The 18404-nt window shown below is 63.5% G+C and carries 18 protein-coding genes; 15 read left to right on the plus strand and 3 right to left on the minus strand.

Annotated elements, in window-relative coordinates:
* Positions 1 to 4 precede the first annotated feature (4 nt).
* The gene (locus IQ458_RS09015; RefSeq protein ID WP_203322578.1) at positions 5 to 1024 is read right to left on the minus strand and encodes an MliC family protein; all 1020 of its coding nucleotides are present in this window, start codon (positions 1022 to 1024) and stop codon (positions 5 to 7) included.
* 123 nt (positions 1025 to 1147) lie between these two features.
* On the opposite strand from IQ458_RS09015, the gene IQ458_RS09020 reads away from it, so the two are divergent.
* From IQ458_RS09020 to IQ458_RS09030, 3 genes are all read left to right on the plus strand, one after another.
* Positions 1148 to 1747 (plus strand): YdeI/OmpD-associated family protein, encoded by a 600-nt coding sequence (locus IQ458_RS09020; protein WP_203322579.1) that lies wholly within the window; start codon positions 1148 to 1150, stop codon positions 1745 to 1747.
* A gap of 134 nt (positions 1748 to 1881) precedes the next feature.
* The gene (locus tag IQ458_RS09025) at positions 1882 to 2763 is read left to right on the plus strand and encodes a ZIP family metal transporter (RefSeq protein ID WP_141453142.1); all 882 of its coding nucleotides are present in this window, start codon (positions 1882 to 1884) and stop codon (positions 2761 to 2763) included.
* 58 nt (positions 2764 to 2821) lie between these two features.
* Positions 2822 to 3574, plus strand: a complete 753-nt coding sequence (locus tag IQ458_RS09030) for a glutathione S-transferase family protein (protein WP_203322580.1) — start codon at positions 2822 to 2824, stop codon at positions 3572 to 3574.
* A 174-nt stretch (positions 3575 to 3748) separates the two neighbouring features.
* Here the strand turns inward: IQ458_RS09030 and IQ458_RS09035 are convergent, their stop codons facing one another.
* A complete protein-coding gene (locus IQ458_RS09035; protein ID WP_203322581.1) occupies positions 3749 to 5524 on the minus strand; it encodes a M14 family metallopeptidase in 1776 nt (591 codons plus the stop codon).
* A gap of 131 nt (positions 5525 to 5655) precedes the next feature.
* Between IQ458_RS09035 and IQ458_RS09040 the strand changes: the two genes are divergently transcribed.
* From IQ458_RS09040 to IQ458_RS09050, 3 genes are all read left to right on the plus strand, one after another.
* Complete coding sequence (locus tag IQ458_RS09040; RefSeq protein ID WP_203322582.1) at positions 5656 to 7278, plus strand: POT-type proton-dependent oligopeptide transporter; 1623 nt, start codon at positions 5656 to 5658, stop codon at positions 7276 to 7278.
* A 9-nt stretch (positions 7279 to 7287) separates the two neighbouring features.
* Positions 7288 to 7902: a rhomboid family intramembrane serine protease gene (locus IQ458_RS09045; RefSeq protein ID WP_192197688.1), complete on the plus strand. Its 615-nt coding sequence runs from the start codon at positions 7288 to 7290 to the stop codon at positions 7900 to 7902.
* A gap of 75 nt (positions 7903 to 7977) precedes the next feature.
* Positions 7978 to 8706: a hypothetical protein gene (locus tag IQ458_RS09050; protein WP_203322583.1), complete on the plus strand. Its 729-nt coding sequence runs from the start codon at positions 7978 to 7980 to the stop codon at positions 8704 to 8706.
* A 102-nt stretch (positions 8707 to 8808) separates the two neighbouring features.
* On the opposite strand, the gene IQ458_RS09055 is transcribed toward IQ458_RS09050, so the two are convergent.
* Complete coding sequence (locus tag IQ458_RS09055; protein ID WP_183641980.1) at positions 8809 to 9018, minus strand: hypothetical protein; 210 nt, start codon at positions 9016 to 9018, stop codon at positions 8809 to 8811.
* 195 nt (positions 9019 to 9213) lie between these two features.
* Between IQ458_RS09055 and IQ458_RS09060 the strand changes: the two genes are divergently transcribed.
* From IQ458_RS09060 to IQ458_RS09100, 9 genes are all read left to right on the plus strand, one after another.
* Complete coding sequence (locus IQ458_RS09060) at positions 9214 to 9489, plus strand: GNAT family N-acetyltransferase (RefSeq protein ID WP_183641977.1); 276 nt, start codon at positions 9214 to 9216, stop codon at positions 9487 to 9489.
* Positions 9490 to 9601: 112 nt separating this feature from the next.
* A complete protein-coding gene (locus tag IQ458_RS09065; protein WP_203322584.1) occupies positions 9602 to 10438 on the plus strand; it encodes a DUF3298 and DUF4163 domain-containing protein in 837 nt (278 codons plus the stop codon).
* 22 nt (positions 10439 to 10460) lie between these two features.
* Positions 10461 to 11579: a cyclopropane fatty acyl phospholipid synthase gene (gene cfa, locus IQ458_RS09070; RefSeq protein ID WP_203322585.1), complete on the plus strand. Its 1119-nt coding sequence runs from the start codon at positions 10461 to 10463 to the stop codon at positions 11577 to 11579.
* 429 nt (positions 11580 to 12008) lie between these two features.
* Entirely contained in the window at positions 12009 to 13829 is a 1821-nt protein-coding gene (locus IQ458_RS09075) for a hypothetical protein (RefSeq protein WP_203322586.1), read from the plus strand.
* A 43-nt stretch (positions 13830 to 13872) separates the two neighbouring features.
* Positions 13873 to 16437: an RHS repeat domain-containing protein gene (locus IQ458_RS09080; RefSeq protein ID WP_203322587.1), complete on the plus strand. Its 2565-nt coding sequence runs from the start codon at positions 13873 to 13875 to the stop codon at positions 16435 to 16437.
* Between the two features lie 37 nt (positions 16438 to 16474).
* Positions 16475 to 16879 (plus strand): hypothetical protein, encoded by a 405-nt coding sequence (locus IQ458_RS09085; protein WP_203322588.1) that lies wholly within the window; start codon positions 16475 to 16477, stop codon positions 16877 to 16879.
* 101 nt (positions 16880 to 16980) lie between these two features.
* Positions 16981 to 17382, plus strand: a complete 402-nt coding sequence (locus IQ458_RS09090) for an RHS repeat-associated core domain-containing protein (RefSeq protein ID WP_484573275.1) — start codon at positions 16981 to 16983, stop codon at positions 17380 to 17382.
* A gap of 49 nt (positions 17383 to 17431) precedes the next feature.
* Entirely contained in the window at positions 17432 to 18007 is a 576-nt protein-coding gene (locus IQ458_RS09095) for a hypothetical protein (RefSeq protein ID WP_203322590.1), read from the plus strand.
* Entirely contained in the window at positions 18000 to 18263 is a 264-nt protein-coding gene (locus IQ458_RS09100) for a hypothetical protein (RefSeq protein WP_203322591.1), read from the plus strand. Before IQ458_RS09095 ends, IQ458_RS09100 begins: the two co-directional genes overlap by 8 nt.
* The last annotated feature ends 141 nt before the right edge of the window (positions 18264 to 18404 follow it).

Raw genomic sequence — 18404 nt, forward strand, 5'->3', positions numbered from 1 at the left:
ACGATCACTCCGCCAGGAAGCGGCCGCAGCCGCGATAGGTCTTGTCGCCCACCGTCAGTTCGGCGGTGGCGGGGAAGTCCTGTCCGCTCATGTCGTCCTGGCAGGCCTTGCGCGTGGCGACCAGGGCGACGTCGACGCCATCGGCGGTGCGGCCACGGAATCCGTTCGCGGTGGCCTCGGCGGAGGCGACATCGAGCTTGCGTTCGCCGTAGTCCAGTTCCGCATGCAGCGACGGCGCCTTGCCGGCGCCGACTTCGACCAGCCAGCCCGGCTCGTTGCCGACCGCGCGGAAGGCGACGCCGCGCTCGCGCGCCGCATCCCACGGCGATGCCGTCTCGGTCTGGCTGCAATCCAGCTTGTCCTTGCCGGCCAGGGTCAGCATGCCTTCGCGGCCCTTGGTCCAGAACTCGTTGCCTGCGTTGTCGGCATAGCGCGCGCCGGAGGCGGACACCGCATGCGGCAGCACCAGCGGCTTGCCGTCCACGTCCAGGGTGACGTTGTCGGCCGCACCGTTGTCGAAGGTCGCGGCGATGCGCTGGTCGCCGCACTGCCACTGGGTCTTCAGCGGCGCGGCGGACGCCGGTTCCGCGGCCACCCGGATCATCGACAGGTTGGCCGGCTGGCCGCTGCCGGGCACCACGCTCGTGCGGGTGTCGGTGACGAACCAGAGCTTGCCGCCGGCGTCGCGCAGGCTGGCATGCAGGCCGTAGCTGCCGTTGGGCCGCAGCTTGCTAGCGTCGTAGGGCAGTTCGAAAGCGAACGGCGGGCCTTTGGCATCCTTGATCTCGGCGCTGGCGATGATCGCCGTCGGCGTGTCGGCCAACTGGTTGTCGATCAACTGCACGGTCAGCACCGCGCCCGGCGGTGGCGCGATCCGTTCGCGATAGCGGGCCGCGCCGGTGATGGTGGCCGCCGCCGCAGGGGCCGTCGCGGCGGGCGTGGCGGGAGCATCGCCCGCCGGCTTCGGCTGGCAGGCGGCCAGGGCGAGCAGCAGGGCCGCGGGGAGCGCGAGACGGGAGACCATGTCCTGTTCCTTCCTTTGATGAAACCGGCAGGATAGTCGCGCGAAGCTTCACCCTCCGTGACGGACGCGCGCGAGGTGGCACCCGGCGCGCTAGAGTGGCGCCACGTCCCACGGAGCGATCCCATGGCCCGGCACGATCCCCGCATCGACGCCTACATCGCCAGGTCGGCCGAATTCGCGCAGCCGATCCTGGAGAAGCTGCGCGGAATCGTCCACGAGGCGTGCCCGCAGGTGGAGGAAACGATCAAGTGGGGCATGCCCACTTTCGTGTATGCCGGCGGCATCCTGTGCGGGATGGCGGCGTTCAAGCAGCACGCCTCGTTCGGTTTCTGGAAGCATGCGCTGGTGGTCGGAGAAGGCGTGCCGCGCGACGGCATGGGCAGCTTCGGCAAGATGACCCGGCTGGCCGACATCCCGCCGAAGAAGCAACTGCTGCCATTGATCCGCAAGGCGATGAAGTTGAACGAGGAAGGCGTCAAGGCGGCGGGGCCGCGCAAGCAGGCGACGCCGCGTCCGGCGCCGCAACCGCCGGCGGATTTCCTCGCCGCGCTGAAGAAGCAACGCAAGGCGCTGTCCGCGTTCGAAGGCTTCAGTCCCAGCCAGCAGCGCGAATACGTGGAATGGGTGACCGAGGCCAAGCGCGAGGACACCCGCCAGCGTCGCATCGCCCAGTCGGTGGAGTGGCTGGTCGAGGGCAAGCCGCGCAACTGGAAGTACATGTGAACGCGCCATCGCCGGGGCGATAGGGCGCATCGAACACCGCCATCGGCGCTTCCGAATGGCCGCGTGACCGCAGCGGCGCTAGTATCGGACGCATGCCGGGCGCGCGTGCGCGCCCGTTCCGGAGCCCGCCGACCATGAATCGCGTGCTGCAACCGCTGGCTTTCCGCCAGGCCAACGCCTGGCCGTACCTGGTCGCCACCGCGGCGATCGTGGCGGCGAGCCTGTGGACGCTGGCGGCGGCGCCCGCCGATGCGACGGGCGCGGCGGCCGGCTGGCGAGGCGGCGCCTTGTGCGCACTGGCCACCGCGCTGGGCGCGGTGCCGGTGCTGGTGGTGCGCGGCCTGCCGCAGCGGCTGGCCGACGGCCTGCTCGGTTTCGGCGCCGGGGTGATGCTGGCGGCAACGGCCTTTTCGCTGGTGCTGCCCGGACTGGAAGCGGCCGAACGCATCGGCTACGGACGCTGGGGCGCGGCGGCACTCATCAGCGGCGGCCTGCTGCTGGGCGCGCTGGCACTGCTGGGACTGGACCGGGTGCTGGTGGACGAACCGGTCGAAGCGCATCCCGACACGCCGCTGGTGCCGGCGCGCGTGCTGGTGTTCGTGTTCGCGATCCTGCTGCACAACGTGCCCGAGGGCATGGCGGTGGGCGTCGCGGCGGGTGGCCACCTGCCGGGCGCGGCGGGGCTGGCGATGGGCATCGCCCTGCAGGACGTTCCGGAAGGACTGGTGGTGGCGCTGATCCTGGCCGGTGCCGGAATGGCGCGGGCCAAGGCGGTGTTCATCGGCGCGTTCTCGGGCGTGGTCGAACCGGCGGCGGCGGTGCTGAGCGCGTGGGCGGTGGGCATTTCCGCCGCATTGCTGCCGTGGGGTCTGGCCTTCGCCGCCGGCGCGATGCTGACCGCGGTCGCGCACAGCGTCATTCCCGAATCCAACCGCCACGGACACGGCGGCTTCGCCACTCTGGGCCTGGCCATCGGCTTCTGCCTGATGATGGCGCTGGATACCGCGCTGGGCTGAGGCTTGACCCGGCCCGCCGCAGCCCGCAGGCTCGCGGCACTTCCAATGGAGCCGGCGCATGCGCGAACCCGTGACGATCCTGGGCAACTACCTGTCGCCCTACGTGCGCAAGGTGCTGGTCTGCCTGCAACTGAAGGGCATCGACTACCGGATCGACCCGTTCGCCCCCTTCATCGGCGACGAGACCTTCTCGCGATTGAGTCCGCTGCGGCGCATCCCCGTGTTGATCGACGGCGATTTCGTCCTCAACGACTCGACGGTCATTTGCGAATACCTGGAAGATCTGCAACCGACCCCGTCGCTGTATCCCGCCGCGCCGCGCGACCGCGCCCGCGCGCGCTGGCTGGAGGAATTCGCCGACTCGCGGCTGGGCGAGGTGATCATCTGGCGGATGTTCTACCAGTTGGGCGTCAAGCGTTACCTGTTCAACGAGACCCCGGACGAGGAGGTCGTGCGCAAGGCGCGCGAGGAGGAACTGCCGGAGGCGCTGGATTACCTGGAAGCGCAGTTGCCGGCCCAAGGCTTCCTGTTCGGCGAGGTCGGCGCGGCCGACATCGCCATCGCCGCGTTCTTCCGCAATGCCGCGTTCGTGCGCTACCAGATCGACGCCGCGCTCTGGCCGCGCACGGCCGCCTTCGTCGAACGCGCGCTGGCATTGCCGGCCTTCCGCGCGCTGGCCGCATTCGAGGAAAAGACGCTGCGCACGCCGGTCGCGCAGCAGCGCGAAGTCCTGATCGAGCTGGGCGCGCCGGTCACCGCGAACACGTTGGGCAACATCGCCCCGCGACGCGGCATCATGAAGGTCGAGTAGGGCGGCCGCGGGTTCCTGGCAAGGGCAGCCGAGCAAGCTCGGCTCTACGCATCGGTAGAGCGGAGCTTGCTCCGCTGCTTTGTTGTTCCTCGAACACGGACCCCGGCTTTGGCCGGGATGACGCGATGTGCATGGATTCCTGCGGGGCCATGAAGGCCGAAGCCCCTCAGACCATCATGGAACCCGACTGGTCCGATAGATCGGATACAGATTGAAGCGCTCGTCCCATGCCGGATGGCGGCGGTAGAAGAACTCCAGGCGCGCGCCCGGATTCCTGGCGAACTCCGGATCGTCCTTCAGTTTCTGCTCGAACGCCGCCTTCACCGCCGGGTCCTGCAGCATCTTGCGGGCCACGTCCTCGGCGACGTAGTCCTCCATGTATTCCTTGCGTTCGAACGCGCTGTTGAATTCGCCCCACGCGGCCAGCGAGTCGGGCCCCTGCGGTTCCAGCAGCGCCATCAGCAGGCGCGACTTGGGCTGGGCAATCGGCACGAACAGCGAACCGGCCGGCACGTCGCGCGCTTCCGGCGCCCATGCGCCTTCCACGGTCAGGCGCTGGTGGGTTTCCACCGGCTGCGCGCCGAAACGGGTGCGGGTGGCGCGGAACGCCTCCACATTTTCCTTCGCCAGCGCCGGTACGCGACGGAACTCGATACCGTGCTGCTTCAGCTTTTCGCCGACCCAGCCGGCGTAGGCCGCCGGCACCAGATAACCGGCACCCGGCGCGGGGATGCTGAGCGAGGGATGCAGATCGTCGCGCATCGGCACTTTCCAGATCTGCGGCCTGGTTTCGTCGTAGCGGGTCATCAGCGCGCCGGACACGTCCGACGGTGTGCGGGTGTACTCGTAGCCGCGGAACTCGACGGTGTGGCTTTGCTTGCTGGCCGCCCATTCCAGCGGCACCGGCTGGCCGGCCAGCTTCGCCGCCGCCGCGTCGGCCTGCTGCGCGGCCTTCAGCCAGTCGGCGCCGTGCGCGGCGATCTGGTCCAGGGTCGCGACGATGGTGTTGCGGGTGATCTTCACGCGCACCGGATATTCCTTCCAGGAATGCGTTTCCACCAGCACGCCGATGCGATTGCGCAGCAGGAAATAGCCGTGCGAGAAACGCGGCGGAGCCACGCTGTCCTCGAAGCCGGAACTCGGATCGTCGCCGACCACGAAGGACGGGTAGTAGGGCAGCGGCAGCGAGCCCTGCTTGGCCAGATCCGCCAGCACGCCGTCGCGCAGCGCGCGACCGGCCACGCGCAGTCCCTCGTCGCCGGCGTGCACCGGTTCCACCTGCACCGAGATGTCGTGCTCGAACTGGGCGCCGTCGGTGGCGTGCAGATCCACGTAGGCCAGCGGATCCCACTGCTGCACCAGCCGCAGCATCGCCTGCATTTCCGGCGCGTCGGCCTTCACGTAGTCGCGGTTGAGGTTGTAGTTCTGCGCGGTCACGCGCCAGCCCATTTCCACCGGGCCGCGCTGGTTGGGGCGGTTCCAGGCGCCGAAGCGCTCATGGCCGTCGACGTTGAACACCGGCACGAACACCCACACCAGCTTGTCCAGCGATCCGGCGGCGGCCTTGCCTTCCAGCACCTCGCGCAGTGCCAGGAAACCGGCGTCCTTGCCGTCGATTTCGCCGGCGTGGATGCCGCCCTGGATCAACACCACCGGCAGGTTCTGCCGGCGCGCCTGATCCGGGGTGAACGCGCCGCGGGTCGAGGCGACCAGCGCCTTCATCGGCCGGCCTTCCGGGGTGGTGCCGAACTCGATGCAGCGCACCGCCTTCGGATACGCCTTGGCGAAGCGATCGCACAGCGCGATGACTTCCTCGTAGCGGCCCGTGCGGACGAATCCGAACTGCTCGGACACGGTGGCCAGATCCGCCGTGGCGGCGGATGCGGAGGCCGTCGGCAGGGCGGGCAGGGCGAGGGCGAGCAGGATGGCGGCGTGGAGCGGACGGATCATGGGCGGTATCCGGAGGGGCGAAAGCCCCGCATGATGCCGGGCTGAAACGGCCGCGCCCAGCATGACCAAGGAGGTTCGACCCCCCGGACCGGATACGGTAACCTTCCCGCAATTTGCCAACGGAACACCGGATGACCACTTCCAGCGAAGCCACCGCCGGCCGACTGCCTCGGCAGATTCCCTACATCATCGGCAACGAGGCCTGCGAGCGGTTCAGCTTCTACGGGATGCGCAACATCCTGGTGCAGTTCCTGGCCAGCAGCATCCTGCTGGCCTACCTGCCCGAGGCCGAGCGCCAGGGCGTGGCCAAGGACGTCTTCCACAGCTTCGTCATCGGCGTGTACTTCTTCCCGCTGCTGGGCGGCTGGCTGTCGGATCGCTACTTCGGCAAGTACAACACGGTGTTGTGGTTCTCGCTGATCTACTGTGCCGGCCATGCGTGCCTGGCCTTGTTCGAGAGTCATCGCACCGGTTTCTACACCGGCCTGTTCCTGATCGCGCTGGGCTCGGGCGGCATCAAGCCGCTGGTGGTCTCCTTCGTCGGCGACCAGTTCGATCAGAGCAACAAGAACAAGGCCAAGATCGTCTTTGATGCGTTTTACTGGACCATCAACTTCGGTTCGTTCTTCGCCTCGCTGCTGATGCCGCTGTTCCTGCACAGTTACGGACCGGCGGTGGCGTTCGGCATCCCCGGCGTCCTGATGTTCATCGCCACCTTCATCTTCTGGCTGGGGCGCAAGCAGTACGTCAACGTGCCGCCCTCGGGCGAGGATCCGGATTCGTTCCTGCGGGTGGTGCGCACCGCGCTGGCCGCGCGCCGCGAAGGCGAGGGGCGCTGGGGATATCTGGTGGCGATGGCGGGCGTGGTCATCGCGGTGGCGCTGCTGGTGCTGTGGGCGCTGTCAATGCTCGGCCTGGCGCCGGGCTGGTGGCCGGACGACTTCGGATTCGTCATTTCCGCGTGCCTGGCGCTGGGCGTGCTGATCGCCTTCGGCGGCTGGGGCGCTTCGATGCAACTGGAACGCGCGCGCGGCCGGCATCCCGATGCGGCGGTGGACAGCGTGCGCGCGGTGCTGCGCATCCTGATCGTGTTCGCGCTGGTCACTCCGTTCTGGTCGCTGTTCGACCAGAAGGCCTCCACCTGGGTCCTGCAGGGCAAGGAAATGGTGATGCCCGAGGGTGTCTGGTGGTGGCCGGGCTGGCTGATCAAGGACGCCGGCCAGTTGCAGGCGCTGAACCCGGCGATGGTCATGCTGCTCATTCCGTTCAACAACCTGGTGCTGTACCCGGCCCTGCGCAAGCTCGGCTTCGAGCCCACGCCGTTGCGCCGGATGGGCTGGGGCATCGCGTTCTCCGGTCTGGCCTGGGTGGTCGCCGGCACCCTGCAGCTGTGGATGGACGGCGGCGACCCCGTCTCGCTGGCCTGGCAGATCCTGCCGTACGCGCTGCTGACCTTCGGCGAGATCCTGGTCTCGGCGACCGCGCTGGAATTCGCCTACAGCCAGGCGACCCAGGCCATGAAGGGCGTGATCATGGCGTTCTGGTACCTGACCAGCACCTTCGGCAGCCTGTGGGTCCTGCTGACCAACGCCGGCGTCCGCAACGACACCGTCACCGCCCACATCGCCAGCACCGGATTGAGCGAGAATGCGTTCCTGATGTTCTTCTTCGCCGGCTTCGCCTTCCTGGCGGCGCTCGTGTTCGCCCTTTACGCGCGGAGCTATCCGATGCAGGACAACTACCGCGCGGTCTGAGAATCCCCCATGCAAGCCCCCATTACCCTGATTCTGATCCTGATCACCTCGGTGGTTTCGCTGCTGGCGTTCCGCACGCCCGCGCTGGCCGGCCGCCTGATCCTTTGGCCGCCGGCCATCGACCGCAACAAGCAGTACGACCGGCTGGTGACCTACGGCTTCATCCACGCCGACATCTGGCACCTGCTGTTCAACATGGTCACGCTGTTCTTCTTCGGCCGGATCATGGAAGGCGTGGTCACCGAGCTGACCGGCAGCGTGCTGGTCTACATCGGCTTCTACCTGTCGGCGCTGGTGGTCTCGATCCTGCCGACCTACCTCAAGCACCAGAAGGATCCCAACTACCGCAGCCTGGGCGCGTCGGGCGCGGTGTCGGCGGTGCTGTTCGCGTTCATCCTGATCAATCCGTGGGCGATGATCGGCGTGTTCTTCATCCCGATGCCGGCGATCGTGTTCGCCGTCCTCTACGTGGCCTACAGCATATGGATGGACAAGCGCGGCGGCGACAACGTCAACCACGGCGCGCACCTGGCCGGCGCCGCCTATGGCGTGCTCTTCATGATTGCCATGGAGCCCAAGGTGCTGAACCATTTCCTTGCCCAGCTGAGCCGTTTCGGCAGCTGAACGCGGCGGCGCCAATCACCTGATCTGAAGATCCGCTGTGTTATCCCACGGGTGAACCACACCCGTGGAGGCAATATGGCAACACGTACACGCAGCACGCCCCGCAAGGCCGCGAAGAAAGCGGCAAAGAAGACCGCGAAGAAGGCCACCCGGAAGACCGTGGCAAAGACCGCCAGCAAGGCCACGGCGAAAAAGGCGGGCGCCCGCGTCCGCAAGGCCGGCGCTGGAACGGCCGGCAAGACCGTGCGGAAGACCACGAAAACCGCGAAGAAGACCGCCACGCGCAAGGCAACCGCCAGCCAGCGGGCCAAGGCGCCCGCGAAGAAGACGGCGGCCAGCAAGGTCACGCGGAAGAAGGTCGCGGCCAAGAAGGCCGTCGCCAAGAAAGCCGCCGCGAAGAAAGCCGCGGTCGGGAAGGTCGCGGTGAAGAAGACAGCGACCCGGAAAACCGCCGCGAAGAAGGCGCCGGCCAGCAAGGTGACGCGCAAGCGCACCGCGACTTCCGCGCCCCGCAAGCGCGCGACCGCCCGCAAGCGCCGGATCAGTCCCGAGCAGGCATTGGCGCGCACCCGCGAACTGTTGGCCGAGAAACAGCAGCAGGATCGCGAACCCGCACCTTGGCAGCAACTGGATCAGGCCCACGGCGGCATCCCGCCGCAGGCCGATGGTTTCCAGTCATCCGGCGCCGCTGCCAAGCAGGTGGATCTGCACGCCGCCGAAAGCCGGATGAAGGCCATCCAGGGCAGCATGAGTGCCCGTGATCGCCGCAACCAGGGCAAGCGCGATCATCGTGGAGAAGAGTAGGTAAGCCGGAGGCCGGGCCCGGAACGGGCTTTCCGGCGGGGCTTCCCGGTTGCGCAGGCGAACCGGGAAGCCGCGCGATGCGGAGATGGGCGAGGCGGCGCCTCAGCCCGCCATCATCGTCTTGGACAGCTTGATGGTGCCGACTTCTTCCTGCGCGTAGTTGGACAGCAGGCGCTCGTACACGGCATTGTTGAGGCGCTCGAATTCCCAGTCCTCGGTATGCCCGGTGACGGTCAACTGGAACAGGCCTTCCAGCAGGGTGAAATCGCTGGCGACGGATGCGGTCTCGGACGGATGATCGTTGGCGCTCATGGGTGTTCCCTACCGGATTGCTTGCCGGGGATTACGCACAGACCGTGCCAACCCGGTGCCCGGAGTGAAAACACTGTGAAATAGCGCTGTCCGTCAGCTTTTTGACGTGACCAAGAGTGACGCGCCGCGTCGGCTTCTGTCGCATTCCCGGCCACGCGGGCAGAATGGAACCCCCGAATATTCAATGAGATAGTGATGGACATCACGATTCAGCACGACCCCGATGGCCAGCGCTTTTCCACCTCGGTGGACGGGCACGAGGCCGAACTGATCTACCGCCTGCGCGACGGCCGCATGGTCATCGAGCACACCGGCGTGCCGGAGGCCATCGGCGGACGCGGCATCGCCGCGCAACTGGTCAAGGCCGCGCTCGACCACGCGCGGGCCGCCGGCTGGAAGGTGGTGCCGGCCTGCTCGTACTCGGCGGTCTACGTCCAGCGCCACCCCGAGTACGCCGACCTGCTGGCGTGATTTTCCGGGCGTGACCCTGCTGGCGTGAACACTGTATTCCCGCGGCCGGGGCTGGAGCGCTGCTGCGACGCGGCATAAACTGTCGCCTCGTTGAGTGGAAGGAGCCCCTGACGTGAAACAGGTCCATCGCATTTCCCTGCTGGCCGCGACCCTGGTGCTGGCATTGGTCGCGTGCAAGCGCGAACCCGACGCCGCCCAGCCGCCGACCGCCGCCACGCCCGAAGCCGGAGCGCCCGCCACCAGCCCCGTCGCGCCGGAAGCGCCGGTCGAACTCAAGGACGTCATCGAGACCAACGAGCGCTACGTCGTCGGCATCACCTATCCGCCGGGCATCGATCGTTACCCCGGTCTTGCCAAAGCGCTGTCGGATTACGCGCACGCCGCCCGCGGTGAGCTGATGGAAGCGGTGGACGGCTTCGGCAACGACAAGCCGACCGCGCCCTACGAACTCTCGCTCAGCTTCGAAAAGCTGCTGGAAACCCCGCAGGTCGTCGCGGTCGCCGCCGACGGCAGCCGCTATACCGGCGGCGCCCACGGCCAGCCGCTGATCGCGCGCTTCGTCTGGTTGCCGCAGCAGAACCACCTGCTGTCGGCCAATGATCTGATCGCCAAACCCGCCGGCTGGCAGGCAATCAGCGATTACGTGCGCGAACAACTGCTCACCGGCGTCACCCTGCGCGCGGATGCGGACGAACTGGAGCCGGCCGAACGCAGTGAAGTGCTCAAGAACGCCTCGCGCATGATCGACGACGGCACCGAGCCCAAGGCGGAGAACTTCGCCCAGTTCGTGCCGGTCCTCGACACCACCGGCCACATCAGCGCGCTGCGCTTCGTGTTCCCGCCTTACCAGGTGGGGCCGTACGCCGACGGCACCCAGACCGTGGACGTCCCGGCCTCGGTGCTGCGTCCGCACCTGGCGCCCGCCTACAGCGGGCTGTTCGCCCAATAGGCTTCGCACAACAGGGCCTGCCATGAGCACGTCACGCTTCGCGCAACGGGTCGAACGACTGCTGGCGGAAGCAGATGTGCGGATTGGCGGCGACCGGCCCTGGGATATCCAGGTACACGAACCGCGCACCTACGCGCGGATGCTGGCGCAGGGCTCGCTGGGCCTGGGCGAAGGCTACATGGATGGCGACTGGGATGCCGAATCGCTGGATGGTTTCCTGTTCCACGTATTGAACGCACGTCTGGACGAGCGCGTGCACGGCACCGGCGAAATCCGCGACGCCTTGTTCGCGCGCCTGTTCAACCCGCAGACCCGCCGCCGCAGCCGCGAGGTCGGCGAGCGCCATTACGATCTGGGCAACGATCTCTACCACGCCATGCTCGGCGCGCGCCTGGTCTACAGCTGCGGCTACTGGCGCCAGGCCGTCAACCTCGACGACGCGCAGGCGGCCAAGCTGGATCTGGTCTGCCGCAAGCTGCAACTGAAACCCGGCATGCGCGTGCTGGACATCGGCTGCGGCTGGGGCGAGGCATTGAAGTTCGCCGCCGAACGCTACGGCATTTCCGGCGTCGGCGTGACCATCTCGAAGGAGCAGGCCGAATACGCCCGCGAGTTGTGCAAGGGCCTGCCCATCGAGATCCGCCTGCAGGATTATCGCGACCTGCACGAACCCTTCGACGCCGCCTTCTCGCTGGGCATGTTCGAACACGTCGGCGTCAAGAACTACCGCACCTATTTCGAAATCGCCCGCCGCGTCCTGCCGGAGCACGGCCTGTTCCTGCTGCACACCATTGGCACCAATCGCTCGGTCAACCACACCGATCCGTGGATTGGAAAATACATATTCCCCAACTCCATGCTGCCGTCCGCCGCGCAGATCGCGCAGGCCAGCGAAGGCCTGTTCGTGCTGGAGGACTGGCACAGCTTCGGCACCGACTACGATCGCACCCTCCAGGCGTGGCGCACCAACGTCGAACGCGCCTGGCCAAATCTGGATGCCCGCTACGACGAACGTTTCCGTCGCATGTGGCGTTTCTATCTGGCTGCCTCGATGGCGACATTCCGCAGCCGGCGCTCGCAGCTGTGGCAGGTGGTGCTGTCGCCGAAGGGCGTGCCAGGTGGGTATGTATCAGTGCGTTAGCCACGCAACACAGGGGGGCGATAGCATTGGCGCGTCTTCGTGAGTAAGAACGGTACACGGGTTCACCGCAGCGCTGGATGATAGTCCTTCGCTGGCCAGGCGCCTCCTCGTGGGATGCTTGCCAGTATCGTGTCGTCGAATTGGGGATGAACACGGATGGACGCCTGCATCCAACAATGAGGTCTTGCAAAAGAAAAATTAAAGTGAGTTGGCTGGCTCTTGCTCTGGATGGTTGACAAGGCAGGAAGATCGATTGTCAACTGCCAATCAGGTGCCCTGATCAAGGAAAATGCGGGAGCGACACGGGGAGAGTCATGGAGATCATCCGCAAGGGGCCGATGAATCCGGGGCTGCATGCCGTACGCCTCCAGGCAGGCGCGGCGGATCAACAAGGATTCTGGGTAGGGGAAGAATCTTAAAGGGAATGACATGCAAAGAAAGCTTAGGACGGTGATATGCGCCGGGATTCTCATGTGCTCCAACGCGTATGGAGCATCCGTCATAGACAACTACAATAGTCGGACAAAAGCGGCTCAAGTGATTGAGCCGATGACCGTTGAGGATTTTGGTCAGTCCGTGAATCTCCAGGACGGTGGGGTCTCTTTCCGCACGACGGATGTGGTCGTCCAGACAAATTCTGGCTCAATAACCTTCGGGCGGAAACTGAGTCCGACGGAATTCAGCACGGACGAGTTGGGTAGCGGCACTGATTTTTCGAGTATGCCCGCAACGCCATGGGAGCTTGATATTCCTTACATGACGGGAATATTCGCCGCTGGTTACGGCGATAGTTGGCCAGGTTCAAATTGGTCAAATGATGAGAGTCGCCTCAAACGCTGTACCTATCTTGGTGAGTTACCCACCATTTATGGGGTCGGAACCTTTTTCCAGGTCACCTACAGGCCTGAATATTATTTTTCCGGGATAAGCATCAATGTTCCTGGTCATGGAATGGAATCCGTCAAGGAATCCATAAGTGGAACAGCCAGTCCACAGGACGGGCGAAGCTATGTGGGCACCACGCCGAGCCATTGGAAGATTTCGTGCCTTGATACGCTGAAGAATGGGCGCGGAGAGGGTTTTCGGGTGACTTTGCCCAACGGCACGATTTATCACTTCAACTGGTTTGCAAAAAGGTTTGCGGGAAATATCAACGACAGCACCTGCTCGGGTGCGAGTCAGAACATTTATCGGTCGCCTGAATCCGCTCTCGCAACGCATCAAGGATGCTGGGTGGCGCTGGCTGTTCCAAGGATGCAATCGTTCCTGTATGCGACTGAAGTCATTGACAGGTTCGGGAACAAGACTGAATACAAATTTGACGCTGACAACCCGTTTCATCTGAGTTCAATTGTCCACAATGGCGAGACAGTGATGTCTTTCGGGTACTCCGGCGGGAGATTGGTGCAAGTTTCCTCATTCGGACGGACCTGGACCTATGCGTATGAGGGGAATCTTGGCTCATTGAGCACTGTGACCAATCCAGACGGGAGTTCTTGGGGGTACGAGATCTCCAACAACTTGCGCAGCATCAATTGGTATCGGCCGCTGGAGGTTTGGGCGATCTGCAGAATAAACGTAGGAACAAAGTCGACGTCTGTCGCGCCCGGATATGGTGATGCCGCCTATGTATCGATAAGGAGTCCTTCAGGGGCTACCGCGAAATTCGACTTGCGCAAGATATTGCATGGAACAAATCATGGCGAAGCGCGCTGTTATTATCAGCATGTCGCTGGTGGAGGTGGATCCGATATCGGGCCAATTGTGCCGTACCCCTCCGTCTACCAGATGGCATCTCTTTACAAGATGACGGTGTCTGGCCCTGGACTTTCAACCTATGTCCGCAACTACAGTTACGAGCCGGGATGGACTTCACCATATCAGGCGCGCACGGTGGTGTCGGACTCGACCGGGAAGTTCACGAGATACAAGTTTGGTTTTGCAAAGACGTTTGGAAAGGTAATCGAAGAGGAGTCGGGGGCTGGTTCCACTGTCTTGCGGCGCATCAGCTACAAGTATCTTGAGAATGCCGCGAATCAGAATTTTCCGGAGTACGTGGGGATACAGTTCCCTACGGGCACTGGCATGTTTGATGGCCATGACAACTTGAATGCTCCTTTGATCGAGAAGGTTGAGTGGGTGGATGGGATCAACCACAGTTGGAGGGTCAGGGCCGACTGTGAAGGAAGGTATTGCTTTGATGGATTCGTCCGGCCCTTGAAGATTGACAAGGCCAGCGCTCCGCAATAGGACAATGTCGTTTTGTGATGTGCGATTGGCATGGAGGCGGGGCATGAAGCGGGCAGTACTGGGGATGTTGCTGGCGTTGCCGTTGGCGGGCGAGGCACAGACCTACAGCAAAACTGAAACCATCGAGTACTACGACGATCCGGCGTTGTGGGTAATGGGGCAAGTCAAACGGACGACGACCAACGGGGTGGAGACCAGCAGCACCGTCTATGGTTGGAAGGCGTTGCCGACGCAGACCAGTGAGTTCGGTCGTGTGCCCCAGGTATTTACTTACGATGTGGCCTCGCCTGTGGACACGGGGCAGCTGGGCACGCTCAGGACGGTCAAGGACGGCAACAACAACGTCACCACATTCACCAATTGGAAGCGCGGTATCCCGCAGACCATCACCTATGCCGACAGCACAACGCAGTCGGCGGTGGTGAATGGCAATGGCTGGATCGACTCGGTCACGGACGAGGGCGGCTATACCACTTGCTACACCTACGATGCGATGGGCCGGCTGGCGAGCATCACCCATCCGTCGGAGACAACCGCCGGTGTTTGCAACAACAGCGCCTGGGCCCGTACGACACAGAGCTTTGCCCCGAGCGCCGTGGGACGTTATGGCCTGCCGGCTGGCTATTGGATTCAGATCGTGGATACCGGCGCGGCGCGGCGCGTCAAGCATTTCGATGCCTTGTGGCGGCCGGTGCTGGAAGAGCAATTCGACAATACCAACGGGACCACCATCGCGGCCACGCATAGCCTGGTGGTCAAGCGCTACGACGCGGAGGGGCAGCTGGAGTTCCAGTCCTATCCGGTCAGTAGCCTCACCAGCATCAACGACAGCGCCTTGAAGGGCATCTGGAGCTTTTATGACGCGCTGGGACGGGTGACCTCCGTCAGCCAGGACAGCGAATCGGGACCCTTGACCACGCTCACGGCCTATGAGGCTGGATTCAAGACAAAAGTCACCAGCCCGAAGGGGCAAGTGAGCATCACTTCCTATCAGGCTTATGACCAGCCCAGTTATGACTGGCCAATACGCATCGAACAGCAGCCGCTGGGGGCGATTACCGACATCACCCGCGACGCCTGGGGCAAGCCCACCCGCATCACCCGGCGCGGTGGCGTGGGCGAGCCGGTACTGGAACGAAGCTATGTCTATGACGAGCGCCAGCGATTGTGCAAGATGGTCGAGCCGGAGACCGGTACAACGGTGATGGGCTATGACGCGGCTGGCCTGCTCATCGGTTCGGCCTCGGGCTTGACCTTGTCGAGTCTGGCCGAATGCAGCACGGCGCTGGCCGCGGCGTCGGGGCGTTGGGTCTTGCGCAGCTACGACGCACGCCAACGTCTGAACTCGCTGACGTTCCCGGATGGGCAGGGCAACCAGCGCTGGCAGTACTGGCCGGGGGGACAAGTCAAGCAGGTCAGTACCTTGAATGACGGGGTGTATACCTACAACAGCTACGCCTACTTCCGGCGTGGACTGCCCAGGGCCGAAGCGCTGGCGCGCGCGGATGGCGCTACCTGGACGCTGGGCTACGACTATGACACCAGTGGCAACCTGAGCAGCGTGCGTTATCCGAGTGGGCAAACAGTCGCCTATCTTCCAAATGCGTTGGGCCAGCCGACCCAGACGGGTACCTATGCCAAGTCGGTGAGCTATTACCCCAACGGCGCCATCAAGCAATTCAGCTATGGCAACGGCATCGTCCATACGCTGACCCAGAACGCGCGGCAGTTGCCGGAAGTCAGCCAGGATGCCTATGGCGGCACCGCGTTGTTGCGGGATGGGTACAGCTACGACAAGAACGGCAACCTGACTGCCATTGCAGACGGTGCTGCGGGCCGCAACCAGCGTGGCAACCGGACGATGGAATACGACGGTCTGGACCGTCTTGTGCGCGTCGAGTCTCCCATGTTCGGTGTCGCCCAATACGGCTATGACGTGCTGGACAACCTGACCCGCGTGGTGGCGCCAGGGCGTGACCACCATTATTGCTATGACCCTTCCTGGCGTCTGACCAATGTCAAGACCGGTGGCTGTGCGGGGGCCACGGTCATCGGCCTGGGTTATGACGTGCAAGGCAACCTGGGCAATCGCAACGGCACCGCCCATATTTTCGACTACGGCAATCGACTGCGCGAAGTCAGGAACGCCGAATCCTATCAGTACGATGCCCACGGTCGGCGCACCCGCTCGCAGCAGGCGGGAGGAGCATTGTTCTCCTTCTACGACCAGGCGGGTGTGCTGCGCTACCAACAGAACCAGCGCATGGGCAAAGCCACGGACTACATCCAACTGGGGGGGAGCCTGGTCGCCGAGGTGGACTGGCCGGCCTCGCTGCCGGTACGTGCCACCACCTATGTGAACTGGTCGGCCGTGTCGGGTGCAGTGCGCTACGTCGTCGAAGAGAGTATTGACGGCATGACCTGGACTGCCGTGTACGACGGCGCCACGCCGGGCTGGACTTCGCTGGACCGGCCTTCGGGCAGCTACAGCTATCGCGTGCTGTCATGCAATGCCGCTGGCGTCTGTGCGGCAGTGGCCAACCCTGGCGTCAAACACCAGGCCAACAATCCCATGCTGTTGCTGTACCAACTGCTGCTCAGCCCTTGATTGACGACACCTGGAAAAAGACCTCATGTTGAATGGAATGAAATCCACCCTCCTGGCACTGCTGGCCACCCTCGCGGCCCCGTCACTGGCGCAGGTGCAAGACACCCCTCCGCGCATGGATGCCACGCCACTGGCGGCACCCGCGCCAGTCAATACAGAACTGATGGCGGCGGCCGCCGAGCCGCCGGTCTATCCGCTGGAAGTACTCAGCGACGTTCTGGTGACGCAAATCGGAACCTACCAGAACACCGCCGCCCACTATGTGTGGTTCTCAAAGCGCGGCACCGAGTGCGGCAACCTTCCGCAGCCGGTTCACAAGTTCTACGACAACCAGGCCAGCGGCAACGCCTTGCTGGCCACGCTGACTTCGGCGCTCATCAGCCAGCGCCGACTGGATGTCAGGGTTTACGGCTGCGAAATTTACGAGATTTACATACGCTGAGTTGTCACGTATGAAGCCCACGCGGAAGTGCCATCACGGGAAGTGAGAGGATGAAGATGAATGCGCGATGGAAAGCAGGCTTGGGGACATTGCTCTGCCTGATGCTATTGAGCCTTTGGGCTGGCGCACAGGCACAGACGGTGCGCTATGTGCATACCGATGCCCTGGGCTCGGTGGTGCTGATGACCGATGCCAGTCGCAATGTGGTCGAACGCAACGAGTACGAGCCTTATGGGCGGGTACTGACCCAGCCAGTGAACGATGGTCCAGGCTACACCGGGCATGTGCAGGATGCGGCCACCGGGCTGACCTACATGCAGCAGCGGTACTACGACCCGGTTATTGGGCGGTTCCTGTCGGTGGACCCGGTGACGGCGTACTCCAGTCCGGGTGCCAACTTCAATCGATACTGGTACGCGAACAATAATCCATACAGATTCACAGATCCCGATGGGCGATGGTCACGTGATTTTGAGGTNTCGATACTGGTACGCGAACAATAATCCATACAGATTCACAGATCCCGATGGGCGATGGTCACGTGATTTTGAGGTGATTTCAAAACAGGCCGGTACGTATCTTAAAACCCCTCCTCGCAGCGACAAGGATTGGCTTGGGCCCGCGATCGGCGTGTCTTTGGCCGCTGTTTCGGCTCCGGCTTTAGGCTTTGGTGCTTGGGAACTGGGTATGGTTGCGTTGGCCAATCCAGCAACGACAACCACTATTGCGATGGGATTGGGTGAGGCAGCCGGTGTGACGGGTGCTATTAGATATGGGCCAATAAACCCTGGGCCTCTTTCACGCGATGTCGCGAATACTTTTAGGAGTGCTAGCTATACCGCACGAACTCTCGAATCGAATACGACGTTGTATAGAGTAATATCCGACAAAGGAAATCCGGCTGGTAGCTTTTGGACGTCCATAAAGCCTCAAGGGCCTTTGCAGTCGGTGATTGATTCCGCCTTGGATCAGAACTGGGGAAATGCCGCCACAAGAGTTATTACTGCTGATGTGCCCGCAGGTACCCGGATATATGAAGGCGCGGCTGCAGCGCAGAGGGGCTTGGTCGGGGGTGGGAATCAGATATATATTCCAAAGGTCGATCCAAAATGGATTCGTGATGAATAAATATCAATGGCACTCAATTCACGGTTTCAATTCGATGTCTGAATATCATCGCTTTCTATCGTATCTGGATGGCTGTGTGAGAGATGGATTTGCTGAGGAAATTTCCTGCGATCCGAACTATGGAAGTGGAGAGGTTTTTGGGGGGAGGTGGTTCAAAGAGGTTGCGACTGGGAAAAAATGGCGATTGATTGAGCCGGATTTTCCTTTTCGAGGGCTCTGGGAGCCAATTGAAGAGATGGACGCTGGGGGAGAGTGAGAGAAATACGTCTTCTCTGGCGGATTTCTCATGTGGGCGAATGCAAATAGTGGCTTAGGTTTTTAGATATGAAAGCGCCAACAAGAAATTCTATGGGCGTGCGTTGAGAGCTTTCTGGACCGGCCAGAGTTCTGTAGACAC

Origin of the sequence: Pseudoxanthomonas beigongshangi (assembly GCF_016820515.1) — a bacterium.
Classification (GTDB): domain Bacteria; phylum Pseudomonadota; class Gammaproteobacteria; order Xanthomonadales; family Xanthomonadaceae; genus Pseudoxanthomonas_A; species Pseudoxanthomonas_A beigongshangi.